Genomic DNA, 23,736 nt, shown 5'->3' with positions numbered 1-23,736 from the left:
CCACCCTCCGTCCTTGCCGGATAATGCCTAAGCTTTTTAGACCGCTGCGTTAAAAAGCCCCTGTTCTTGCCGGCACGATCATGACCGAGATGCTTCTTACGCTTATCAGCGCTGCCCTGATCAACAACGTCGTGTTGTACTGGCCGCTGGCCGCCGATTCGCTGCTGGGTAACGAACATCGTCAAGTCCATGCCTTGGGTATCGCGACGACGTGCCTGATGTGGATGGTCGGCACGTTGGGTTACGCGGCTGACCATTGGCTGCTGGCCCCTCTGGAATTGACGTCGCTGCGTCTGTTCGTGTTCTTGCCATTAAGCGTCTTGTTGATTGCGCCGTTGTTGAAAGGGCTGTCGCAGGCACTGCCAACGCTTAAGTTCGACGGTCTCTGGCCACTGCTTTTGGGCAACGCGGGTGTGCTCGGGTTGACGCTGCTCAACGCTCAGGACGACAAAGGATTCTTTCACGCCACCTTCCTGAGCCTCGGCGCCGGGCTAGGGTTTTGGCTGGTGCTGAGCCTGTTCAGCGATTTGCGCCAACGCACACTCGATAACGATATCCCCCTGCCCTTTCGTGGCCTGCCGATCGAGTTGATCGGTGCCGGATTGATCGCGGTGGCATTTCTCGGATTTAGCGGACTGATCAAAACATGAGTCTGATTCAACGCATCGACGCCCTCTTGCCGCAGACTCAATGCGGCAAATGTGGCCATCCCGGATGCAAGCCCTACGCCGAAGGCATCGCCAGCGGCGAGCCGATCAACAAGTGCCCGCCCGGCGGCAGCGAAACCATCGCGGCCCTGGCCGATCTGCTGAAAGTGCCGGTGCTCGAACTGGACATCAGTCGCGGCTCGGCCCCGGCGCAAATCGCTTACATTCGCGAAGCCGAATGCATCGGTTGCACCAAATGCATCCAGGCCTGCCCGGTGGATGCCATCGTCGGTGCTGCCAAGTTGATGCACACGGTGATCATCGACGAATGCACCGGTTGTGATCTTTGTGTCGCGCCCTGCCCGGTGGACTGCATCGAGATGCGACCGCTACCGCTGACCACGGTGCTGCCAATTGTCGGAGGCCTGGCCTTCAGCCTTGAGGAGCAGCGGGCTCGCGCCGCCAAACGCAACCATGCCCGGCGCCGATTTGAACAGCGCAATGCCCGCTTGCAGCGTGAGGAACAACAGAAACTCGCTGAGCGCCAGGCTCGCGCCCAACGCAGCGTAGTGCCCGCTGAAATGGCTACGCTCGACCCGGTACAGGCAGCGCTTGAACGCGTGCGTGCACAAAAAGCGGCGAGCGCCGATGCGGCGTTGAAAAAGGCCAAGATCGATCTGGCGATGAGTCGGGCGCAACTGAACAAGTCGCTAAAGGCCTTCGGGCATCCACCGACCTTCGAGCAGCAGTCGCAACTGATCGTACTTCAGCAACAATTTGAAGCCGCCGAACAGACCTTGGCGCAATTGGAAAGCAGTTCATCGCCAGCCCCGACACCGGTTGCACCGGCGAAGGACGCCGAATTGAAACGGGCGAAGATCCAGTTGGCGATGCGCCGCGCCGAACTCAAGAAAGCCCAGACCAACGACGCACCGGCCGAACAGATCGAAGCCCTGCAACGCGCACTCAACGAGTCGGAACAAGCCTTGCACGTCGCTGAGGCGGCGAGTGAACAGCCACTGCCGGACCTGACACGAGTGGAAAAGCGCCCCATCGACAGCCAGCTTCGACAGCTAAAAACCGAATTGGCCTACGCCCGTGCCGACGTCAGCAAACTTGAACGAGGTGCAGACACCCCAGGCGAATTGATCGACAAGGCCCGCGCGCGCTTGCTGGAAGCCCAGCGCCAGGTGGATGCCTATGTCGCCCCTTGAGCCGGTGGACGAACGCCTCCAGCAGGCCATGAAACTGGTGTTGCTGGCCACCGTGCCGGGAATGCTGACGCTCTTCTGGCTGTATGGCTGGGGCGTATTGATCAACCTGCTGCTGGCGACCGTTACCGCGCTGGCGGTTGAAGGCGCTGTGTTGCGACTGCGCCAGTGCCCGCTCCAACCGACGTTGAGTGACGGCAGTGCACTGGTCAGTGCGACGTTACTGGCACTGGCGTTGCCACCCTACTGCCCATGGTGGCTGACGGTCTGTGCAGCGGCGTTCGCGCTGCTCGGCAAACAACTGTACGGCGGCGTTGGCAAGAATCCGTTCAACCCGGCGATGCTCGGTTTCGCCCTGGTGCTGGTGGCCTTTCCCCAACCAATGACGCACTGGCCGTCCTCCCACGGCATGGACTTGCTCGGTGGCCTGCAACAGGTTTTTGGATTCAACCTCGGCGCTACACCAGATGCCTGGGCACAGGCCACCGCGCTGGACAGCCTGCGAATCAACAAAAGCCTGACCATGGATGAACTCTTTGCTGGCAACCCGGCGTTCGGCCATTTTGGTGGACGCCGCGTGGAGTGGGTCAACCTGGCCTTTCTGGCCGGTGGCGCATTTCTCCTGCAACAGCGAGTGTTCAGCTGGCATGCGCCGGTCGGCTTGCTTGCCAGTCTGTTTGTCATGAGCCTGCTGTGCTGGAACGGCTCGGGCTCCGACTCCCATGGCTCCCCCCTGTTTCATCTGCTGACCGGCGCCACCATGCTGGGGGCTTTTTTCATTGTCACGGAACCGGTGTCCGGTGCGAAAAGTGCTGGCGCCCGGTTGCTCTTTGGTATTGGTGTGGGCGTGTTGACTTACTTGATACGGACATGGGGCGGCTATCCGGATGGTTTGGCATTTGCCGTGCTGCTGATGAACCTTTGTGTGCCAGCACTGGAGCGCTTTGTCGCGTCCAGGCAAGAAGTGACCCCATGAGCCGAGCCTCAAGCGTGGTGATTCTGGTGCTGTTGGCCGGGCTGGGAATCGGCGCGACCTACCTCGTGCAACGCATCAGCGCCCCCCGCATTGCGGCTGAACAACGGCTGATCGACAGCCGCAACCTGCTGGACCTGCTACCACCGGCAACTTACGACAATCAACCGCTGGAACAGCCACTCGCCCTCGCCAACATCACCTTGCCCAACAGCACGCTGCCGGGCGGCTACCTGGCGACCAAGGCCGGCCAACCGAGCGCGGTATTGCTGCGCAGCCAGACCATGGGCTACGAAGGCTCAATCGAACTGCTGATTGCCATCGATCCCAACGGCAAGTTGTTGGGCGTCAAAACCCTCAAGCAATCGGAAACTCCGGGACTGGGTGGCAAAATCGCCGAATGGCCCAATACCTGGCTCCAGGGATTTGCCGGCAAGTCTCGAAGCGACCCCGGCGACTCAGGCTGGGCTCTGAAAAAGGATCAGGGGCAATTCGATCAGGTGGCGGGTGCAACCAGCACTTCAAGGGCGGTGATCAGTGCCATTCACGACGCGTTACGCTACTTCGATGAACACCGGCAACAATTGATCGGGAGTAGCACCCATGACTAGGTCCCAGGCCCTGCAAAATTCGCTGATGCTTGCGCCCCTGATTGGCGCGACGACCTCCTGGGTGGCGGCGCTGGGAATGTGGCTGATGTTCATCGTGGTGATCAGTGCTTATGGCGCTGGCATGTGGGCCTTGCGATCCCGGCTGGTTCCGTCCGCCCGCTTGCTCGCCTGCCTCCTGCTGGCCGCCACACTCACCAGCTGCGCGCAAATGGCCGCACAAGTCTGGTCCCTTCAATGGCACCAACCGGTAGCGCTTTACGCAGGGTTGATCGCCCTGCAATGCGTTGTGCTGGAGTACAACGGTTTCTTTCAGAGCCCACGCCTGGACCGCTTGCGCCTGTGCGCCCTGTTTGGCGCGTTGATGGTCGGCCTGGGCCTGCTGCGCGAACTGGCTGGCAACGGTGGCTTGCACTTCGCCACGCTGGCCCCCGGCGGGTTCATTCTGCTGGGATTATTGATCGCGGCACGACAGGCCTGGGCCCGTTCGACGCCCTCACAATGATTGACTGTTTTTCAGGAAACGCATCGCCCATGAATGCCGCAAAACGCTTGGAAATTTTCCGCCGGTTTCACGAAGACAACCCGGAACCGAAGACTGAACTGGCCTATTCATCGCCATTCGAATTGCTGATTGCCGTGATTCTTTCCGCCCAGTCGACCGATGTCGGCGTCAACAAGGCCACCGCCAAACTCTATCCCGTGGCCAATACACCGGCGGCGATCCATGCGCTGGGTGTCGAGGGGCTGTCGGAATACATCAAGACAATCGGCCTGTTTAACAGCAAAGCGAAAAACGTGATCGAAACCTGTCGCCTGTTGGTGGAGCGCCATGGCGGCGAAGTCCCGCAAACCCGCGAAGAACTGGAAGCGCTACCCGGCGTCGGCCGCAAGACAGCGAACGTGGTGCTCAATACCGCCTTTCGCCAACTGACCATGGCGGTGGACACCCATATTTTCCGGGTCAGCAACCGTACCGGTATTGCTCCCGGCAAAAATGTGGTCGAGGTGGAGCAAAAACTGATGAAGTTTGTACCCAAGCAATACTTGCTCGACTCCCATCACTGGCTGATCCTTCATGGGCGCTATGTGTGCCTGGCTCGCAAGCCCCGCTGCGGCAGTTGCCGGATCGAGGATTTGTGCGAATACAAGCAAAAGACCTCCGACGATTGAGGCTCTATTAGATTTAACGATCCATCGATTGAAAAAATCTTTTTTACCCGCCGGTCGATTGTCGATATAAGGAGCGCCAAAGGCAGTCTTAGCCTGGAGTTGACCTTATGAGCACTGGCAAAGAGCAATTGGACGTAGAAGACGACTTCACACCCGTTGAGGCCGATGACGCTGAACCGGTGGTTGAAGTGGCAAAGACCAACCTGAGCAAACGCCGCACCATCGACAATCTGCTGGAGGAGCGCCGACTGCAAAAGCAATTGGCCGATTACGATTTTGACCTTTAACACCTGAAAGCCTCCCGAAACGGAGGCTTTTTACTAAGTGCCGATTCCTGATGAACGCCGCCACATTAGCCAGCAGTGGCACTTATACCAGACCATTGCGTTGAGCCAGTTCGATCAGATCGACCAGTGAGCGAGCATTGAGCTTCAACAACAGGCGCGTTTTGTAAGTGCTGACGGTTTTATTGCTGAGGAACATTCCATCGGCAATTTCCTTATTGGTCTTTCCTCTGGCCAGCTGCTGTAACACCATCATTTCACGTCCGGACAGACGATCCACCATATCGGCTTCACTGGCATTGCCAAGACTCGACCGTACGGTATGCAAGGCTTGATTAGGAAAGTAACTGTAGCCTGATAGAACGGCTTTTATCGCACTGAGCAGCTCAGTGAGATCCTGCTGTTTGCAAACATACCCTGCTGCCCCTGACTGCATGCAACGCATGGAAAAATGTCCGGGGGCTTGTGATGTCAGTATTAACACTTTAAGTGGCATCGCCGTCGATGTCAGTCGCGCTATGACCTCCAGCCCATCCAGCTTCGGTATTCCAATATCCAGAATGACGATATCGGGCATAAGTTCGCGAGCCAGTTGTAATGCGTCCACGCCGTTATCTGTTTCAGCAATGACTTCGTAGCCATGGCGCTCCATTAGCATACGTACCGCAAGACGAATGACGGGGTGATCATCCACGATCAGCACTTTATTCATGGGCAAGTCCAATTTTCGCTGTTCGAATTTTTAGAGCCCGCACAATAGCCTAGTCGTTTCATCCATGGCATGCCGCCCCCCTCAACGACCCACACCGAGAGACATACCCTACAAACAAGAAGGATAATTCTTACAAGAATTGCACAAATACTGTGTGTCTTAAATTTTACCTGCCCATCAACGCGTCGCTCTTTGAGTTTTTTGTATCTGCATCCTAAAAACACGGGGGCAGAACGGTGAACGGGCAACCCGACAATCACCAGCGATTGAGCTACGCTTAAAAATCAACATCGAGCAACACTCCTGCATTAAAAACCAACAGAACTTTTCTTAAACATGAACAACAGTCATACCTGCTCTTTCATTAATCCGGCTACTATCACACTCACTGGCAATCAAACTAAAAGGAAACCTGAAAAACCATCAACCCAACATAAGAAAACTAAAAAATACGCGGACAACCTCAACTAACCAATCGAGAAAAGATATTCTTTCATGAGCAGAAAACATGATAAAACTCAAATCAAGAATCACCAACCCCATGACAATCATTGCGGCATTTGCAGCACTATCTGAAACCTCAGCGGCTATTTCGCTTCCCTTTCTCGATAATGACGAGCGCAAGATTTACATCTGGTTCCTTATCAGCTTCCCCTTTTATTTGCTTTTTTTATTCTTCGCCACACTCAACTTCAACTACCGATCGCTGTACGCGCCCTCTGATTTTGAGAAGGGAAAACATTTCATAAAGGTGATGGCCAACGCTGATCAATCGGATAGTTGCGCACCGGCCGAATCTAACGGGTACGGAGTGGAACATCAGATACGATTGCCGCCATTGCTAAAGGATCTGCACATCGTCGATGTACGAAGGATGAGCAAAAAAATCGAGTTCAACACCTTGATCGAGAAATTCCGGTCAACTCATGCACCTTCTGCCCGGTTGATCGTATTTCTGACGTGTACCGATTCAGAGGCACTACTGAAAGAAAGCGCGCTCAAGCATTCAAGGCTCGCAAGGAAACGCAGCAACACAGCGTTCTGGGTCGCCTATAACGTGAGCTCACAAGGTGTGACGACTATGGCTTGAATTCCCGATAGCCGAAGAGGACTACTCTCCAGGTTTCACAAGAGAGCAAAAAATCAGAAGGACTCGTACGAGTTACAAGAAGTACGCTGAAAACAACGCGCGACAGGAAAAACTTCCCTTTTCAGATGTGTGGCCTTGTCACCGACAAGGCCACACCTCTATGACTGCTTCAACGGGCTCAGAACAACTTCCGGCCTTTGTTCGCAGCAATGCGCATACGCAAAGCGTTGAGCTTGATGAAGCCCGCCGCGTCGGCCTGATTGTAAGCGCCGCCGTCTTCTTCGAAGGTTGCGATGTTGGCATCAAACAACGATTCGTCGGACTTGCGACCCGTAACGATCACATTGCCCTTGTACAGCTTCAGGCGAACAACGCCGTTCACGTGGGCCTGGGACGCGTCGATCATTTGTTGCAGCATCAGACGCTCAGGGCTCCACCAGTAACCGGTGTAGATCAGGCTGGCGTATTTCGGCATCAGCTCGTCTTTGAGATGAGCTACTTCGCGGTCCAGCGTGATCGATTCGATCGCACGGTGAGCGCGCAGCATGATGGTGCCGCCTGGTGTTTCGTAGCAGCCACGGGACTTCATGCCCACGTAACGGTTCTCGACGATGTCGAGACGACCGATACCGTGTTCACCACCGATACGGTTCAGGGTCGCCAGCACGGTGGCCGGGGTCATTTCGACGCCGTCCAGTGCAACGATGTCGCCGTTACGGTAGGTCAATTCCAGGTATTGCGGCTTGTCTGGAGCGTTCTCCGGGGAGACGGTCCATTTCCACATGTCTTCTTCGTGCTCGGTCCAGGTGTCTTCCAGCACGCCGCCTTCATAGGAGATGTGCAGCAGGTTGGCATCCATCGAGTACGGGGATTTTTTCTTGCCGTGACGCTCGATCGGGATGTTGTGCTTTTCAGCGTAATCCATCAGCTTTTCACGGGACAGCAGGTCCCATTCGCGCCACGGTGCGATCACTTTCACACCTGGTTTCAAGGCATACGCGCCCAGTTCGAAACGAACCTGGTCGTTGCCCTTGCCGGTGGCGCCGTGGGAAATGGCGTCAGCGCCGGTTTCGTTGGCGATTTCGATGAGGCGTTTGGCGATCAACGGACGAGCGATGGAAGTACCCAGCAGGTACTCGCCTTCGTAAACGGTGTTGGCGCGGAACATTGGGTAAACGAAATCACGCACGAATTCTTCGCGCAAGTCGTCGATGTAGATCTCTTTGACGCCCATGGCCTGCGCCTTGGCGCGCGCAGGTTCGACCTCTTCGCCCTGACCCAGGTCAGCGGTGAACGTCACCACTTCACAGTTATATGTATCCTGCAGCCACTTGAGGATCACCGAAGTGTCCAGGCCGCCGGAATACGCCAGAACGACCTTGTTTACGTCCGCCATGCCATCACTCCACGGGGTTCTACGGAAAGCCGGGAAGTCTACCGGTCCAACGCGATAATTTACAGAGGCGCGACAGCTTATGACGACGAAGCGACAGAATCTGTCGAGAGCGCGACGATGACCGGCGAGTCAGGAAGTTGCCGGGGCACTGCCCGTAGCGATTTGAGGCGCAACTTGCTCGGTCGGCGCCACACGCTCCAGTCGCACCGCCACCCGACGATTTTTCGCGCGATTGCCAGCATTGGTATTCGGCGCCACGGGGTAGCGCTCACCATGAAAGCGCAGGGTGATCTGCGACTCCTGAATGCCGTTAGCCTTGAAGTAGTCCATCACCGCCAAGGCACGGCGACGTGACAGCTCGCGGTTGGTCAGGCGATTGCCGCTGTTGTCGGAGTGCCCGTCGAGCTCGATATGATTCACCGACGGGTCAGCCTTCATGAACTCCAGCATCACGTGTAACTGAGCCTTGGCCTGCGGGTCAAGATCAATGCTTTCACCCGGGAAGCCGATTTCGGACTTTTTAACCTGTTCGAAATTCTTCGGCAGCAGTTTCGCCACGCAGCTCTGATAGTCGCTGAAGGCCTTGTTGAACTTGACCGGCAACAGACGTACTTCCGACACCCGGCCATCGCCGGACGTATGCCGGATCACCGGGCTGCGGCCATCGATCAATCCGCTGATCAAGCGCCCGGCCTGAGCTTGCGAACTGTTGAACAGCACATTGCCGCTGCCGATCCTGATGGAACCCAGGTTGATATCACCCCTTCCCGGCTGCCACGGTGCGGCGGCGGCCAGCAAAGTCGCCGAACCACCACCGATCATCGCGTTATAGGCATTGAGCCGAAACGTCGCCTGCTCCCCGGCACGGCGCACAAACTCACCAGAGCCGAAATCGGTAACCGGCTGAGTCAGGCGGCATTCGAACTTGTCACCTGCGACCGTCCACTCGATGCTCTCCAGAGGTGTCTGGAAAGTGAGCGCCATCGCAGGAAGGCTGGCAAACACACTGAGCAAGGCTAAATAACGCTGGCGCACGGGAGGCTCCACTGGCTTCTACGACAAAAAGACCGACACACGCATGTTTACGGCATACCTCATACATATCGGTACGTTCCCGCAAAACTTGATAGCGAGTGCCTGCCAGTGTCTTTTCCGGTAGCATTCCCCCTAGTTTGACCCGCCTGGAATTCCCTCATGTCCGACCGCCTGACCCTGCTGCGTCCCGACGACTGGCACATTCATCTTCGCGATGGTGCCGTGTTGACCAATACCGTTGCGGATGTTGCGCGCACCTTTGGTCGCGCCATCATCATGCCCAACCTGGTACCTCCGGTGCGTAACGCCGCTGAAGCCGACGGCTATCGCCAGCGGATTCTCGCTGCACGCCCGGCTGGCAGTCGCTTCGAACCGTTGATGGTGCTGTACCTGACCGACCGTACCCAGCCTGAAGAAATTCGCGAGGCCAAGGCCAGCGGCTTCGTGTACGCCGCCAAGCTGTACCCGGCCGGCGCGACCACCAACTCGGATTCTGGCGTCACCAGCATCGACAAAATCTTCCCCGCGCTTGAGGCCATGGCTGACGTCGGGATGCCATTGCTGGTTCACGGTGAAGTCACCCGTGGTGATGTCGATGTGTTCGACCGCGAAAAAATCTTCATCGATGAGCACATGCGTCGTGTGGTCGAGCGTTTCCCGACGCTCAAAGTGGTGTTCGAGCACATCACCACCGCCGATGCCGTGCAGTTCGTCAACGAGGCTTCGGCCAACGTCGGCGCGACCATCACTGCGCATCACCTGCTGTACAACCGCAACCACATGCTGGTGGGCGGGATTCGGCCGCACTTCTATTGCCTGCCGATTCTCAAGCGCAATACGCACCAGGAAGCCTTGCTCGACGCTGCCACCAGCGGCAGCGAAAAATTCTTCCTGGGCACCGACTCGGCCCCCCACGCCCAGCACGCCAAGGAAGCCGCGTGCGGCTGCGCTGGTTGCTACACCGCTTATGCGGCCATCGAGATGTATGCCGAAGCGTTCGAGCAACGCAACGCGCTGGACAAGCTCGAAGCGTTCGCCAGCCTCAACGGCCCGCGCTTCTATGGCCTGCCAGCGAACACCGACCGCATTACCCTGGTCCGCGATGAGTGGACCGCCCCAACCAGCCTGCCGTTTGGCGAGCTGACCGTTATCCCGCTGCGCGCCGGTGAAAAACTGCGCTGGCGCCTGCTGGAGGAACACGCGTGAGTGAAGACCATTTCGACGACGAACAGGACGGTCAAGGCGGAGGCGGTCCTCGTCATCCAATGGCTGCCAGATTCCGTGGCTACCTGCCGGTTGTCGTCGACGTAGAAACCGGTGGTTTCAACTCGGCCACCGATGCCCTGCTGGAAATTGCGGCGACCACCATCGCAATGGACGAGAAAGGGTTTGTGTACCCCGATCACACCTACTTCTTCCGTGTAGAGCCTTTTGAAGGCGCGAACATCGAAGCGGCTGCGCTGGAATTCACCGGGATCAAACTCGATCACCCGCTGCGCATGGCGGTGAGCGAAGAAGCGGCCCTGACCGATATTTTCCGTGGCATCCGCAAAGCCCTGAAAGCCAACAGTTGCAAACGGGCGATTCTGGTCGGCCACAACAGCAGCTTCGACCTGGGCTTCCTCAATGCAGCGGTCGCACGCCTGGACATGAAACGTAACCCGTTTCATCCGTTCTCCAGCTTCGACACCGCGACCCTTGCCGGCCTGGCTTACGGTCAAACCGTGCTGGCCAAGGCCTGTCAGGCCGCCGATATCGACTTCGACGGTCGCGAGGCTCACTCGGCTCGTTATGACACCGAGAAGACGGCCGAGCTGTTCTGCGGCATCGTCAATCGCTGGAAACAAATGGGCGGCTGGGAAGACTTCAACGACTGATCCTGTTGATTTATCCCGCCCATAAAAAAACCGGCCTCATCAGAGGCCGGTTTTTTATTGCCTGACGCCTGGGCTTACAGCGCCGCAGCGTTCTCGGTCAGGTAAGCCGCAACGCCTTCAGTCGAAGCGGTCATGCCTTTGTCGCCTTTTTTCCAGTTGGCAGGGCAAACTTCACCGTGCTCTTCGTGGAATTGCAGAGCGTCGACCAGACGGACCAGCTCTTCAATGTTACGGCCCAGCGGCAGGTCGTTGATGATCTGCGAACGGACAACGCCTTTGTCGTCGATCAGGAACGCGCCACGGAAAGCCACGCCGCCTTCGGACTCAACGTCGTAGGCCTTGGCGATTTCGTGCTTGATGTCGGCAGCCATGGTGTAACGAACTTCGCCGATACCACCATTGTTTACCGGGGTGTTACGCCAGGCGTTGTGGGTGAAGTGCGAGTCGATCGAAACGGCGATCACTTCAACGTTGCGCGACTTGAAGTCAGACATGCGGTTGTCCAGAGCGATCAGCTCGGACGGGCAAACGAAGGTGAAGTCCAGTGGGTAGAAGAACACCAGGCCGTATTTGCCTTTGATGGCCGACGACAGGGTGAAGCTGTCTACGATTTCGCCATTGCCCAGCACAGCTGGAACGGTGAAGTCCGGGGCTTGTTTGCCTACGAGTACGCTCATTGGATATCTCCTGGTCTATTAACGTGAAGAACTGGATACGCATCAGCCTGCCACCCTCAGGCGACAGCCCTGTGACACGATCCGCTTCGAAGGACCGACCATCATACACGGCGTTTTTGAGCTGTCCTCAACGGTTTTTTGCAGGAGGGTTAAATTTACCGTCATGACCATTACTGGCAGATTGCCCGGATGAAAACCGTTCGTCGGTCACGTCCGCTTATAACGCGAAGCTTTCAGAAAGCACTTTGACAATCATTCTCGTTAACATTAAGATCCATCGCAATTGAGTCACCACCAGCGACGGTTTTCTCTTATGTATGTCTGCCTCTGCACTGGCGTCACCGACGGTCAAATCCGCGATGCAATCATCTATGAAGGTTGCTGCAGCTATAAGGAAGTCCGTCAGGCCACCGGCGTAGCCAGCCAATGCGGCAAATGCGCCTGTCTTGCAAAGGAAGTGGTTCGCGAAACCCTGACCAAATTGCAATCGGCCCAGGCAGCCATTCCGTTCCCTGTAGAATTTACTGCCGCTTAATTACCCTGTTTCAAAGAACCGGACTTGATGTCCGGTTTTTTTATGCCTGAAAATCAACTGCTTACGCTCTAGACGCGGAACACAAACATTCTTATTCCGATTAATTTTCATATAAGTTTCAATAACTTAGGTTTGACACTATTACATACGCGGCTCAAACTCAGCGTTATAGACAGCTACTTAGGGCAGGACCCCATCATGAAAGGCGACGTTACAGTCATCCAGCATCTCAACAAGATCCTTGCCAATGAGCTGGTCGCGATCAATCAATACTTTCTGCATGCCCGCATGTATGAAGATTGGGGCCTGAACAAGCTCGGCAAGCACGAGTACCACGAATCTATCGACGAGATGAAGCACGCCGACAAGCTGATCAAGCGCATCCTGTTCCTTGAAGGCCTGCCGAACGTCCAGGACCTGGGCAAGCTGCAGATCGGCGAACACACCCAGGAAATGCTTGAGTGCGACCTGCGTATCGAGCGCACCGGCCATGCCGATCTGAAAGTCGCTATCGCTCATTGCGAAACGGTCGGCGACTTCGGTAGCCGTGACCTGCTCGAAGACATTCTTGAGTCCGAAGAAGAACATATCGACTGGCTGGAAACCCAACTGGGCCTGATCGATAAAGTCGGTCTTGAGAACTATCTGCAATCGCAGATGGGCGAAGAGTAGGAGCTGTGTAGGAGCTGTCGAGTGCAACGAGGCTGCGATCCGGCGATAGCCGCGTCGACATCGCACCAACTTACACAAGCGCAACAAAAAGCCCCGCCCCTCTATATCAAGGGGCGGGGCTTTTTATTTGCTGGAGATCAAAAGATCGCAGCCTCGTTTCACTCGACAGCTCCTACAGGGGAGCCGATCGACTTACGCTTCAGTCTTGTTTGCAGCAGCCGCTTCAACAGCCGCTTTGATCGTGGTCTGCAACGAACCGTCAGCAGCCATCTCGGTCATGATGTCGCTACCGCCGACCAGCTCACCACCGACCCACAGTTGCGGGAAGGTTGGCCAGTTAGCGTATTTTGGCAGGTTGGCGCGGATTTCCGGGTTCTGGAGGATGTCCACGTACGCAAACTTTTCACCACATGCCATCACGGCCTGCGCGGCTTTCGCAGAGAAGCCACACTGCGGGGCATTCGGCGAACCTTTCATGTAAAGCAGAATGGTGTTGTTAGCAATCTGCTCTTTAATCGTTTCGATGATATCCATGGAGCACCTCGGCTGAACTTTCCGACTCAGAGGTCGGCTCGGTGGCGCATTGTAACGGAAACCCGAGCGCCATGCTCGGTCTGCCCGACAGACACGATCACGCCGCCACTACCGTCACCGGCACGCCGTTCAACGCCGCATTCCCCGACAACTCGTCAAGCTGACACTCGTCCGTCAGGTCGTTGGCGCTGGAACCCGGCTGGCCACTGGCAATCGTCATCTGCACACCCGGCCGCGCATGACCCCAACCGTGCGGCAGACTGACCACGCCTTTCATCATGTCCAGGCTGGCGAGCACTTCCACTTCGATCATGCCAACCCGCGAACTCACCCGCACTCGCTGGCCATCGTTGAGTCCGCGACTGGCGAGGTCGTCCGGGTGCATCAGCAATTGATGGCGCGGCTTGCCCTTCACCAGACGGTGATAGTTGTGCATCCACGAGTTGTTGCTGCGCACATGACGGCGGCCAATCATCAGCAACTGATCTGCGGCCGGTGCCTCTAGAGCAGCGAAGCGCGCAAGGTCGGCAATAATCTCCGGCGGTGCAGCCTGCACGTGCTGATTGGCGGTTTTGAGGCGCGGCGCGAGGTTGGATTTCAGTGCGCCCAGGTCGACACCATGAGGATGATCGAACAAGGTTGCCAACGACAGTCTGTGTTCCGAAGCGTCGCCGTAGAGCCCCATCCGCAAGCCAAGATCGATCATTTGCGCCGGCGCGATGGTCGGCTTCAATTCCTTGCCGGTCCTGGCGGCAAACGCCTTGGCCAGGCCGACGAAGATCTCCCAGTCATGCAGGGCACCTTCAGGCTTGGCCAGAATTGCACGGTTGAAGCGTGTCACGTTACGCACGGCGAACATGTTGAACGTGGTGTCGTAGTGATCGTTTTCCAGTGCCGAAGTCGACGGCAGAATCAGGTCGGCATAGCGCGTGGTTTCGTTGATGTACAGGTCGACGCTGACCATGAACTCCAGGCCATCCAGCGCCTGCTCCAGTTGCCGGCCATTGGGTGTGGATAACACCGGATTGCCGGCTACGGTGATCAGTGCGCGCACCTGCCCTTCCCCTTCCGTGAGCATCTCTTCGGCCAAGGCCGACACCGGCAACTCACCGCCGTATTCCGGACGACCGGACACGCGGCTTTGCCAGCGATTGAAATGCCCACCCGAGGTGGACGCCACCAAGTCCACTGCCGGTTCGGTGCACAGCGCGCCACCGACCTGATCAAGGTTGCCTGTGACCAGATTGATCAGTTGCACCAGCCAATGGCACAGCGTACCGAACGCTTGGGTCGAGACGCCCATGCGGCCATAACACACCGCTGTCGGCGCAGCCGCGAAATCCCGGGCCAGTTGGCGGATCTGTTCGGCCGGCACCGCGCACAACGGGCTCATGGCTTCGGCGGTGAACGTGGCGATGGCCTGACGCACATCATCCAGACCGTCAACCGGCAGATGGCTGTCACGGGTCAGGTTTTCAGCCAACAAGGTATTGAGCAGCCCGAACAACAACGCCGCATCGCCACCGGGGCGTACGAACAGATGTTGATCGGCCATCGCCGCGGTTTCGCTGCGGCGCGGATCGACCACCACCACTTTGCCGCCCCGGGCCTGAATCGCTTTCAAGCGTTTTTCCACATCCGGCACGGTCATGATGCTGCCGTTGGACGCCAGCGGGTTACCACCCAGGATCAGCATGAAATCGGTGTGATCGATGTCCGGGATCGGCAACAAAAAACCATGGCCGTACATCAGATGACTGGTCAGGTGATGCGGCAGCTGGTCAACCGAAGTCGCGGAAAAGCGGTTGCGGGTTTTCAGCAGGCCGAGGAAGTAATTGCTGTGGGTCATCAACCCGTAGTTATGCACGCTGGGATTGCCTTGGTACACCGCCACCGCGTTCTGCCCGTTCCGCTCCTGAATCGCCGCCAGGCGTTCGGCGACAAGGTTGAAGGCGTCTTCCCACGCGATTGGCTGCCATTCGCTGCCCACTCGCAACATGGGCTGACGCAGACGATCCGGATCGTTCTGAATATCTTGCAGCGCCACCGCCTTGGGGCAGATGTGCCCGCGGCTGAACGTATCCAGCGAATCGCCCTTGATCGAGGTGATTTGCACAGCACCGTCGACCTCGGAGGTTTCGATGGTCAGGCCGCAAATGGCTTCACACAAGTGGCAGGCACGGTGATGGAGAGTCTTGGTCATGGCCAGTCTCTGTCTTGTTCTGGGCGGGCATTAGCGGCCGCGGGAACAAAACTATGGCGCCAGACCCGCTGCTGCGCCAGCGACGTTCGTCTTGTGAATCGGCGACCATCAGGCCAGCCGATGGCTGCGAAACTGGGTCGAATCAATCTGCACTCGTATCTTCCTTGAAATTCTTCACGCCGATAAAAGCACCGACGATGGCCCCCACCACTGCGCTAGGGAGCCCGGGATAAATTCTGCTGGCGATAATCGCGAAGCCCATGACCGTGGAAAGCACCGCCATATCAAAAGCCGGAGAAACTCGACGAAGACGCGTCAGGCCTGCATATCCGTTTTTTTCGATCGACATACAGGGATCCCTCCTTGGGGTGTTTGGACTTGATTCAGTCGACACCACGCAATGAGGCAGAGGATACCTGAGCATGGCCAGATACCGGTTTGTAAACCGTAACAGCAAACAACGCCAACCTCGAATAACCAGGACTTTTCGGCCCGCAGCCCCCGAACAGACGCGCGCGCTATGTTCGTGCCTGAACCCAGCCTTTATTGCAAACCAGCTCGGTCACAGTGTACAAATGCTGCTCTCGACCTTCGCGGAATGGATCATTTCCACCTTTGATTGAGCCGAGTTTAACCCGCTGTAATTTCACTGTTTTGGCCCATGTTTGGCCCACACGTCTGACAGAAGACGAGAAAAGCCTTACGAAACAAGCCTCCTATTGGTAAGACGCGACATTTAATTATAAGATCGCGCCTTTCCCTATTTCGTCGCCCCGTGCGGCTTACGCCGCAGGTCTCGCCCGTTGTTCCGTTAAACAAGGCTTTGAGCATCTGCGGTTTGTAGCAAAAAGGTAGTCAATGATGAGCGCAAGGCACTTTCTCTCCCTGATGGATTGCACGCCCGAAGAGCTGGTCAGCGTGATCCGTCGAGGCGTTGAGCTCAAGGACCTGCGTAACCGCGGCGTACTGTTCGAGCCTCTGAAAAACCGCGTACTGGGGATGATTTTCGATAAGTCCTCGACCCGCACCCGGATCTCCTTCGAAGCCGGCATGATCCAGCTCGGCGGCCAGGCGATCTTCCTGTCGTCGCGCGACACGCAACTGGGCCGTGGCGAGCCGATCGGCGACAGCGCGATCGTCATGTCGAGCATGCTCGATGCGGTGATGATCCGAACCTTTGCCCACAGCACCCTGACCGAATTCGCCGCCAACTCCCGTGTGCCAGTGATCAACGGCCTGTCCGACGACCTGCACCCGTGCCAGTTGCTGGCCGACATGCAAACCTTCCTCGAACATCGCGGTTCGATCCAGGGCAAGACCGTGGCCTGGATCGGCGACGGCAACAACATGTGCAACAGCTATATAGAAGCGGCGATCCAGTTCGACTTCCAGCTGCGCGTTGCCTGTCCTGAAGGTTATGAACCCAACCCCGAGTTCGTGGCCAGAGCCGAAGATCGGGTGACCATCGTCCGCGATCCAAAGGACGCTGTGCGCGGCGCCCACCTGGTGAGCACCGATGTCTGGACCTCCATGGGCCAGGAAGAAGAAACCGCCAAGCGCTTGAAGCTGTTCGCGCCCTACCAGGTCAATCGCGCGCTGCTGGACCTGGCTGCAGATGATGTGCTGTTCATGCACTGCCTGCCCGCCCATCGCGGTGAAGAAATCAGCGTCGATCTACTCGACGACAAACGCTCAGTCGCTTGGGATCAAGCCGAAAACCGGCTTCATGCACAAAAGGCCCTGCTCGAATTTCTCGTCCCGCCTTCGTATCACCACGCATGAGCCAGCCATTACTGCTGAACCTGCGCAACCTCGCCTGCGGCTATCAAGACCAGCGGGTCGTACAAAACCTCAACCTGCATTTGAATGCCGGTGATATCGGTTGCCTGCTCGGCTCCTCGGGTTGCGGCAAGACCACAACGCTACGGGCGATTGCCGGTTTCGAACCGGTGCACGAAGGTGAAATCACCTTGGCGGGCGAGACGCTTTCCCGCGCCGGTTTCACCCTTGCCCCGGAGAAACGCCGGATCGGCATGGTGTTCCAGGACTACGCGCTGTTTCCGCATTTGAGCGTGGCCGACAACATCGCCTTCGGCATCCGCAAGCACCCGCAAAAAGATCGCGTGATCGAAGAGCTGCTGGAACTGGTCAACCTGAAAAACCTCGGCAAGCGCTTCCCGCATGAACTGTCCGGCGGTCAGCAGCAACGTGTGGCCCTGGCCCGTGCCCTGGCACCGGAACCGCAACTGCTGCTGCTCGACGAACCGTTTTCCAACCTCGATGGCGAGTTGCGGCGCAAGCTCAGCCATGAAGTACGCGACATTCTCAAGGCCCGTGGCACCAGCGCGATTCTGGTGACCCACGACCAGGAAGAAGCCTTCGCGGTCAGCGACCATGTAGGGGTGTTCAAGGAAGGTCGCCTGGAACAGTGGGATACGCCCTACAACCTGTATCACGAACCGCTGACACCGTTTGTAGCCAGCTTCATCGGCCAGGGCTATTTCATCCGTGGCCAGTTGAGCAGCCCGGAGTCGGTGCAGACCGAGTTGGGCGAGTTGCGCGGCAATCGTGCCTACACCTGGCCGGTCGGTAGTGCAGTGGATGTGTTGCTGCGTCCGGACGATATCGTTTATGCACCGGACAGTGCATTGAAGGCGCGGATTGTCGGCAAGTCGTTCCAGGGCGCATCGACGTTGTACCGGTTGCAGATGCCGACCGGGGCGCAACTGGAGTCGATTTTCCCGAGCCATGTGGATCGGCAGGTCGGTGCTGACGTCGGCATTCGTGTAGCGGCTGAACACCTGGTGTTGTTTCAGGCATCAGGAAGCACTGCCGCGCAGATTCCTGCCGTCGAGTCCGGCGTGCGCCGCTACAGCACTGCCAACTGATACACGCGGACCAAATGTGGGAGTGAGACCGGCTTGCCGGTCTCACTCCTACAGTGGTTTTGCGCCAGCCGAACATCAGCGTTCCGCTTGCAACGAGCGGCGCACTCCCGTCAATCTTTCCCCGCCTCTAATTCAAGCGCGGCCAATGTCGGCGAACTTGGCCTGCGTGTGTTCAGCCAAAACCGCCGGCGCCAATTCCACTTCCAGACCACGCCGACCGGCACTGACAAAAATGCTGGCAAAAGGCTGAGCCGAATGGTCGATAAAAGTGCGCAAACGCTTTTTCTGCCCCAGCGGGCTAATGCCGCCCAACAAATAGCCGGTGGATCGTTGCGCGGCGGCCGGATCGGCCATTTCGACTTTTTTCACACCCGCCGCATGAGCCAGGTGCTTCAAGTCCAGAGTTCCGCCAACCGGTACCACCGCCACCAGTAATTCGCCTTTTTCGCTGGCCGCCAACAACGTCTTGAACACTTGAGCCGGGTCGAGCCCCAGTTTCTCGGCAGCCTCCAATCCATAGGACGCGGCCTTGGGATCATGTTCGTAACTGTGCACGCGATGTTCGGCTCGAACTTTTTTCAACAAATCCAATGCGGGGGTCATGACAGCTCCAGACTGGGCGGCGGTAGAAAAATCTTGCGCTCGATTCTAGGCCATTCCTCGCCCAAGTGGCGGGCGCGTTCTGTGACGCGTTTTTGGTTTACACGCAGTACAGCAATCTATTCTTCGACTTCGAACAAACTCATCATATGTTGATTGCGGTGATTGGCAGCTCTATGGGGCCGCTGACCGGTTTAGCGAGGAACCCGGCACGAGATTTCGGGCCGAAGCTGATGACTTTCTTCGCCGGCTGAAATGAAACTTCGTTCTCTGGCGGGGTTGATTGCCCGTCATCTGCCCAGCGCCACACCTGCTACAAAGGACGTAACACCGGCCATTGTCGGCAAACCAAGAACTTCTTGATACCGTAGGCGCGTGATCCTGTGGTGCGCGCCTGACTTCACTTCCTTATTTCGTCCAAGGCAATCGACATGACCGATACTCAGAAGAAGAACTACATCGTTGCCCTCGATCAGGGTACGACCAGCTCCCGCGCAATCGTTTTCGATCGCGACGCGAATGTGGTCAGCACCGCCCAGCGCGAATTCGCCCAGCATTACCCGCAAGCCGGCTGGGTTGAACATGACCCGATGGAAATCTTCGCTACCCAAAGCGCCGTGATGGTCGAGGCCCTGGCGCAAGCCGGCCTGCATCACGACCAGGTCGCGGCCATCGGCATCACCAACCAGCGCGAAACCACCGTCGTCTGGGACAAGACTACCGGCCGCCCGATCTACAACGCGATCGTCTGGCAGTGCCGCCGCAGCACCGAGATCTGTGAGCAGCTCAAGCGCGACGGTCACGAGCAATACATCAGCGACACCACGGGGCTGGTCACCGACCCGTATTTCTCCGGCACCAAGCTCAAGTGGATCCTCGACAACGTCGAAGGCAGTCGCGAGCGTGCGCGCAACGGCGAAATCCTGTTCGGCACCGTCGACAGCTGGCTGATCTGGAAATATACCGGCGGCAAAGTCCACATCACCGATTACACCAACGCCTCGCGCACCATGCTCTTCAACATCCACACCCTGGAGTGGGACGCGAAGATGCTGGAGATCCTGGATATTCCACGCGAGATGCTGCCGCAAGTGAAGTCGTCGTCGGAAATCTACGGCCACACCAAAAGCGGCATCGCCATCGGCGGTATCGCCGGTGACCAGCAGGCTGCCCTGTTCGGCCAGATGTGCGTCGAGCCCGGCCAGGCGAAAAACACCTACGGCACCGGCTGCTTCCTGCTGATGAACACCGGCAACAAAGCGGTGAAGTCCAGGCACGGCATGCTGACCACCATCGCGTGCGGCCCGCGCGGCGAAGTGGCCTACGCCCTGGAAGGCGCGGTGTTCAACGGCGGCTCCACGGTTCAATGGCTGCGTGACGAACTGAAGATCATCAACGACGCCCATGACACCGAATATTTCGCCAACAAAGTGAAGGACAGCAACGGCGTGTACCTGGTGCCGGCCTTCACTGGCCTGGGGGCTCCGTACTGGGACCCGTATGCACGTGGCGCGCTGTTCGGCCTGACTCGCGGCGTACGCGTGGATCACATCATTCGTGCCGCGCTGGAATCGATTGCCTACCAGACTCGCGATGTGCTCGACGCCATGCAACAGGATTCCGGCGAACGCCTGAAATCCCTGCGCGTGGATGGCGGCGCGGTGGCGAACAACTTCCTGATGCAGTTCCAGGCCGACATCCTCGGCACTCGGGTCGAGCGCCCGCAAATGCGTGAAACCACCGCACTCGGCGCCGCGTACCTGGCGGGCCTGGCGTGCGGCTTCTGGGGCAGCCTGGAAGAACTGCGTGGCAAAGCGGTGATCGAGCGCGAATTCGAACCGACTCTGGACGAAACCGCCAAGGAAAAACTCTACGCAGGCTGGAAAAAAGCGGTCAGCCGCACCCGCGACTGGGAACCCCATGAAGGCGCTGAATAAGCCGACAACAGGTTGCGAATAGGGTTGTAACTGGTCGGGAGCAGATTCCTGCGGCATCATGGGCAAATTTTGCACGGCAGCCCAAAGGAAGCCCCATGAATCTGCCTCCCCGTCAGCAGCAAATCCTCGAACTGGTTCGCGAACGCGGCTACGTCAGTATCGAAGAAATGGCCACGCTGTTCGTCGTTACCCCGCAGACCATCCGCCGCGATATCAATCAGCTCGCGGAAGCCAATCTATTGCGTCGTTACCACGGCGGCGCGGCTTACGACTCCAGTGTCGAAAACACCGCCTACGCCATGCGTGCCGACCAGATGCGCGATGAGAAACAGCGTATCGGTGAAGCCATTGCCGCACAGATCCCCGATCACGCCTCGCTGTTCATCAATATCGGCACCACCACCGAATCGATTGCCCGGGCGCTGCTCAATCACAATCACCTGAAAATCATCACCAACAACCTGCACGTAGCTTCGATGCTCAGCGCCAAGGACGACTTCGACGTGCTGCTGACTGGCGGCAACGTGCGACGTGATGGTGGTGTGGTCGGTCAGGCTAGCGTCGATTTTATCAACCAGTTCAAAGTCGACTTCGCACTGGTGGGCATCAGTGGCATCGATGAAGACGGCAGCCTGCTGGACTTCGATTATCAGGAAGTACGCGTATCGCAGGCAATCATTGCCAACGCACGGCAAGTGATTCTGGCGGCGGACTCCAGCAAATTCGGGCGCAACGCCATGATTCGCCTGGGGCCGATCAGCCTGATCGACTGTTTGGTCACCGATCAGCCACCTGTGCCAGCGTTGGCGCAGTTGTTGAGTCAGCACAAGATCAGACTCGAAGTCGTTTAAGCCCCCTCCGCACAGATCGTTCCCACGCTCTGCGTGGGAATGCCGCCAGGGACGCTCCGCGTCCCGTCTCAAAGCCTACGCAGAGCGTCTATTGATGCATTCCCACGCGGAGCGTGGGAACGATCTGTGCGCGAATGTTCGTAAATTTTCCTTTAACCACCCTTCGATGAGTTTTTTTAATCGAAGTTAACTGGCTGCGGGCGTATTTATGGGCTACCATTTTCGAAAATGAACATTAATGTTCGAATTCAAATACATAAAATAAGCACCGAGGCTAGCCGATGCCCACTTCCACCTTGCGTACGCCCCCTCTCGCTGAGGTTTACGATATCGCCGTCATCGGTGGCGGGATCAATGGCGTGGGGATCGCAGCAGATGCCGCCGGCCGCGGTCTTTCGGTGTTCCTTTGTGAAAAGGATGACCTGGCCAGCCACACGTCTTCGGCCAGCAGCAAGCTGATCCACGGTGGCCTGCGCTACCTCGAACATTACGAATTCCGCTTGGTGCGCGAAGCCTTGGCCGAGCGCGAAGTGCTGTTGGCCAAGGCGCCGCACATCGTCAAGCAAATGCGCTTCGTCCTGCCGCACCGCCCGCACCTGCGTCCGGCGTGGATGATCCGCGCCGGCCTGTTTCTGTATGACAACCTCGGCAAACGGGAAAAACTGGCAGGCTCAAAAAGCCTGAAGTTCGGCCCGGACAGTGCGCTGAAAAGCGAAATCACCAAAGGCTTCGAATACTCCGATTGCTGGGTCGATGACGCGCGCCTTGTAGTCTTGAATGCCATGGCCGCCCGCGAAAAAGGCGCCCATGTTCACACCCAGACCCACTGCGTCTGCGCTCGTCGCACCAAGGGTTTGTGGCACCTGCACCTGGAACGCGCCGATGGCAGCCTGTTTTCGATCCGCGCCAAGGCACTGGTCAACGCGGCCGGCCCATGGGTCGCCAAGTTCATTCGTGACGACCTGAGGATGGAATCGCCGTACGGCATTCGCCTGATCCAGGGCAGCCACCTGATCGTGCCGAAGCTGTACGAAGGTGAACACGCGCACATTCTGCAAAACGAAGATCAGCGTATTGTCTTCACCATTCCGTACCTGAACCACTTCACCTTGATCGGCACCACGGACCGCGAGTACACCGGCGATCCGGCTAAAGTGGCAATCACCGATGGCGAAACCGATTACCTGCTGAACGTAGTCAACGCCCACTTCAAAAAGCAGGTCAACCGCGACGACATCCTGCACAGTTATTCCGGCGTTCGCCCGCTGTGCAACGACGAGTCCGACAACCCGTCGGCCGTCACCCGCGACTACACCCTGGCGCTATCGGGCACCGGTGAAGAAGCGCCATTGCTCTCGGTGTTTGGCGGCAAGCTGACCACTTACCGAAAACTGGCCGAGTCGGCGCTGGCGCAACTGGCACCGTACTTCACCCACATCAAGCCAAGCTGGACTGCGAGCGCCACGCTGCCGGGCGGCGAAGACATGACCACCCCGCAAGCCTTGTGTGCCTTGATCCGCGACCAGTTCGACTGGGTGCCAACCGAAATCGCCCGCCGCTGGGCCACTACCTACGGCAATCGCACCTGGCGCATGCTCGAAGGCGTGCAGAACCTCAGCGATATGGGTGAACACATCGGTGGTGGGCTCTACACCCGTGAAGTCGATTACCTGTGCAGCAATGAATGGGCAACCACCGCGCACGACGTATTGTGGCGTCGCAGCAAGCTGGGGTTGTTCACCACCGCGGCCGAACAGCAGAATCTGGCGGATTACCTGAGCAGGGTTGAACAGAACCGCAGCAAGATCGAAGCGGCCTGATCGGGAATACTGT

25 protein-coding genes and 1 pseudogene are annotated in these 23,736 nt (G+C 57.7%); 18 read left to right on the top strand and 8 right to left on the bottom strand.

The annotated features are described in order from the left end of the window. Positions 1-80 precede the first annotated feature (80 nt). From J2Y56_RS05845 to J2Y56_RS05815, 7 genes are all read left to right on the top strand, one after another. A complete protein-coding gene (locus J2Y56_RS05845; RefSeq protein ID WP_310349186.1) occupies positions 81-650 on the top strand; it encodes an Rnf-Nqr domain containing protein in 570 nt (189 codons plus the stop codon). Beyond that, positions 647-1,861: an electron transport complex subunit RsxB gene (rsxB, locus tag J2Y56_RS05840; RefSeq protein WP_310349183.1), complete on the top strand. Its 1,215-nt coding sequence runs from the start codon at positions 647-649 to the stop codon at positions 1,859-1,861. The genes J2Y56_RS05845 and rsxB overlap by 4 nt, the downstream gene beginning before the upstream one ends. Next, positions 1,848-2,834 carry an RnfABCDGE type electron transport complex subunit D gene (locus tag J2Y56_RS05835; RefSeq protein ID WP_310349180.1) on the top strand — a complete coding sequence of 329 codons (987 nt, stop codon included), beginning with the start codon at positions 1,848-1,850 and terminating at the stop codon, positions 2,832-2,834. The genes rsxB and J2Y56_RS05835 overlap by 14 nt, the downstream gene beginning before the upstream one ends. Continuing rightward, the gene (locus J2Y56_RS05830; RefSeq protein ID WP_310349178.1) at positions 2,831-3,442 is read left to right on the top strand and encodes an RnfABCDGE type electron transport complex subunit G; all 612 of its coding nucleotides are present in this window, start codon (positions 2,831-2,833) and stop codon (positions 3,440-3,442) included. The genes J2Y56_RS05835 and J2Y56_RS05830 overlap by 4 nt, the downstream gene beginning before the upstream one ends. After that, complete coding sequence (locus tag J2Y56_RS05825; protein ID WP_310349175.1) at positions 3,435-3,944, top strand: Rnf-Nqr domain containing protein; 510 nt, start codon at positions 3,435-3,437, stop codon at positions 3,942-3,944. The genes J2Y56_RS05830 and J2Y56_RS05825 overlap by 8 nt, the downstream gene beginning before the upstream one ends. Before the next feature lie 29 nt (positions 3,945-3,973). Next, complete coding sequence (nth, locus tag J2Y56_RS05820; RefSeq protein WP_007943576.1) at positions 3,974-4,612, top strand: endonuclease III; 639 nt, start codon at positions 3,974-3,976, stop codon at positions 4,610-4,612. 107 nt (positions 4,613-4,719) lie between these two features. Beyond that, positions 4,720-4,899 carry a PA3496 family putative envelope integrity protein gene (locus tag J2Y56_RS05815; protein WP_007898493.1) on the top strand — a complete coding sequence of 60 codons (180 nt, stop codon included), beginning with the start codon at positions 4,720-4,722 and terminating at the stop codon, positions 4,897-4,899. A gap of 82 nt (positions 4,900-4,981) precedes the next feature. Here the strand turns inward: J2Y56_RS05815 and J2Y56_RS05810 are convergent, their stop codons facing one another. Further along, positions 4,982-5,608, bottom strand: a complete 627-nt coding sequence (locus J2Y56_RS05810) for a response regulator transcription factor (RefSeq protein WP_007943575.1) — start codon at positions 5,606-5,608, stop codon at positions 4,982-4,984. 508 nt (positions 5,609-6,116) lie between these two features. Between J2Y56_RS05810 and J2Y56_RS05805 the strand changes: the two genes are divergently transcribed. Beyond that, positions 6,117-6,698 (top strand): hypothetical protein, encoded by a 582-nt coding sequence (locus J2Y56_RS05805; protein WP_310337253.1) that lies wholly within the window; start codon positions 6,117-6,119, stop codon positions 6,696-6,698. 178 nt (positions 6,699-6,876) lie between these two features. On the opposite strand, the gene J2Y56_RS05800 is transcribed toward J2Y56_RS05805, so the two are convergent. Both J2Y56_RS05800 and J2Y56_RS05795 read right to left on the bottom strand, forming a co-directional pair. Next, entirely contained in the window at positions 6,877-8,094 is a 1,218-nt protein-coding gene (locus J2Y56_RS05800; protein ID WP_007943572.1) for an argininosuccinate synthase, read from the bottom strand. 129 nt (positions 8,095-8,223) lie between these two features. Beyond that, entirely contained in the window at positions 8,224-9,129 is a 906-nt protein-coding gene (locus J2Y56_RS05795) for an OmpA family protein (RefSeq protein ID WP_310349172.1), read from the bottom strand. Positions 9,130-9,288: 159 nt separating this feature from the next. Between J2Y56_RS05795 and pyrC the strand changes: the two genes are divergently transcribed. Continuing rightward, positions 9,289-10,335: a dihydroorotase gene (pyrC, locus tag J2Y56_RS05790; protein WP_310337256.1), complete on the top strand. Its 1,047-nt coding sequence runs from the start codon at positions 9,289-9,291 to the stop codon at positions 10,333-10,335. Continuing rightward, positions 10,332-11,006, top strand: coding sequence for a ribonuclease T (rnt, locus tag J2Y56_RS05785; protein ID WP_310349169.1), 675 nt, complete (start codon positions 10,332-10,334; stop codon positions 11,004-11,006). Before pyrC ends, rnt begins: the two co-directional genes overlap by 4 nt. Positions 11,007-11,080: 74 nt before the next feature. On the opposite strand, the gene J2Y56_RS05780 is transcribed toward rnt, so the two are convergent. Next, positions 11,081-11,683 (bottom strand): peroxiredoxin, encoded by a 603-nt coding sequence (locus J2Y56_RS05780; protein ID WP_007943568.1) that lies wholly within the window; start codon positions 11,681-11,683, stop codon positions 11,081-11,083. A gap of 313 nt (positions 11,684-11,996) precedes the next feature. Between J2Y56_RS05780 and J2Y56_RS05775 the strand changes: the two genes are divergently transcribed. Next, the gene (locus J2Y56_RS05775) at positions 11,997-12,218 is read left to right on the top strand and encodes a bacterioferritin-associated ferredoxin (RefSeq protein WP_310349166.1); all 222 of its coding nucleotides are present in this window, start codon (positions 11,997-11,999) and stop codon (positions 12,216-12,218) included. Between the two features lie 198 nt (positions 12,219-12,416). Further along, on the top strand, positions 12,417-12,890 hold the full coding sequence (bfr, locus tag J2Y56_RS05770) for a bacterioferritin (protein ID WP_007943566.1): 474 nt from the start codon (positions 12,417-12,419) through the stop codon (positions 12,888-12,890). A 192-nt stretch (positions 12,891-13,082) separates the two neighbouring features. Here the strand turns inward: bfr and grxD are convergent, their stop codons facing one another. The 3 genes from grxD to J2Y56_RS05755 all read right to left on the bottom strand — a co-directional run bounded on the left by grxD (position 13,083) and on the right by J2Y56_RS05755 (position 15,976). Further along, the gene (gene grxD / locus J2Y56_RS05765; protein ID WP_007943565.1) at positions 13,083-13,424 is read right to left on the bottom strand and encodes a Grx4 family monothiol glutaredoxin; all 342 of its coding nucleotides are present in this window, start codon (positions 13,422-13,424) and stop codon (positions 13,083-13,085) included. Positions 13,425-13,521: 97 nt separating this feature from the next. Next, positions 13,522-15,627 carry a molybdopterin oxidoreductase family protein gene (locus J2Y56_RS05760; RefSeq protein WP_007943563.1) on the bottom strand — a complete coding sequence of 702 codons (2,106 nt, stop codon included), beginning with the start codon at positions 15,625-15,627 and terminating at the stop codon, positions 13,522-13,524. Positions 15,628-15,769: 142 nt separating this feature from the next. Continuing rightward, positions 15,770-15,976: a hypothetical protein gene (locus J2Y56_RS05755; RefSeq protein WP_007943562.1), complete on the bottom strand. Its 207-nt coding sequence runs from the start codon at positions 15,974-15,976 to the stop codon at positions 15,770-15,772. Between the two features lie 512 nt (positions 15,977-16,488). On the opposite strand from J2Y56_RS05755, the gene argF reads away from it, so the two are divergent. Both argF and J2Y56_RS05745 read left to right on the top strand, forming a co-directional pair. Beyond that, positions 16,489-17,409 carry an ornithine carbamoyltransferase gene (gene argF, locus J2Y56_RS05750; protein WP_310337283.1) on the top strand — a complete coding sequence of 307 codons (921 nt, stop codon included), beginning with the start codon at positions 16,489-16,491 and terminating at the stop codon, positions 17,407-17,409. After that, on the top strand, positions 17,406-18,515 hold the full coding sequence (locus J2Y56_RS05745) for an ABC transporter ATP-binding protein (RefSeq protein WP_310337264.1): 1,110 nt from the start codon (positions 17,406-17,408) through the stop codon (positions 18,513-18,515). Before argF ends, J2Y56_RS05745 begins: the two co-directional genes overlap by 4 nt. A 132-nt stretch (positions 18,516-18,647) precedes the next feature. Here the strand turns inward: J2Y56_RS05745 and ybaK are convergent, their stop codons facing one another. Further along, positions 18,648-19,118 carry a Cys-tRNA(Pro) deacylase gene (ybaK, locus tag J2Y56_RS05740; protein ID WP_007943558.1) on the bottom strand — a complete coding sequence of 157 codons (471 nt, stop codon included), beginning with the start codon at positions 19,116-19,118 and terminating at the stop codon, positions 18,648-18,650. A gap of 59 nt (positions 19,119-19,177) precedes the next feature. Here ybaK and J2Y56_RS28430 point away from each other — a divergent pair. From J2Y56_RS28430 to glpD, 4 genes and pseudogenes are all read left to right on the top strand, one after another. Further along, positions 19,178-19,478 (top strand): annotated as a pseudogene (locus J2Y56_RS28430) (hypothetical protein); the annotation flags it as partial. 68 nt (positions 19,479-19,546) lie between these two features. Beyond that, entirely contained in the window at positions 19,547-21,052 is a 1,506-nt protein-coding gene (gene glpK / locus J2Y56_RS05730; RefSeq protein WP_310349163.1) for a glycerol kinase GlpK, read from the top strand. A 95-nt stretch (positions 21,053-21,147) separates the two neighbouring features. Continuing rightward, positions 21,148-21,903 (top strand): DeoR family transcriptional regulator, encoded by a 756-nt coding sequence (locus tag J2Y56_RS05725; protein ID WP_007943555.1) that lies wholly within the window; start codon positions 21,148-21,150, stop codon positions 21,901-21,903. Between the two features lie 281 nt (positions 21,904-22,184). Next, positions 22,185-23,723 (top strand): glycerol-3-phosphate dehydrogenase, encoded by a 1,539-nt coding sequence (glpD, locus tag J2Y56_RS05720; RefSeq protein WP_310349161.1) that lies wholly within the window; start codon positions 22,185-22,187, stop codon positions 23,721-23,723. Positions 23,724-23,736 lie beyond the last annotated feature (13 nt).

This window comes from Pseudomonas sp. BE134 (assembly GCF_031456105.1).
In the GTDB taxonomy this organism is placed as follows: domain Bacteria; phylum Pseudomonadota; class Gammaproteobacteria; order Pseudomonadales; family Pseudomonadaceae; genus Aquipseudomonas.
This window is presented reverse-complemented; position numbering and strand designations above follow the sequence as displayed.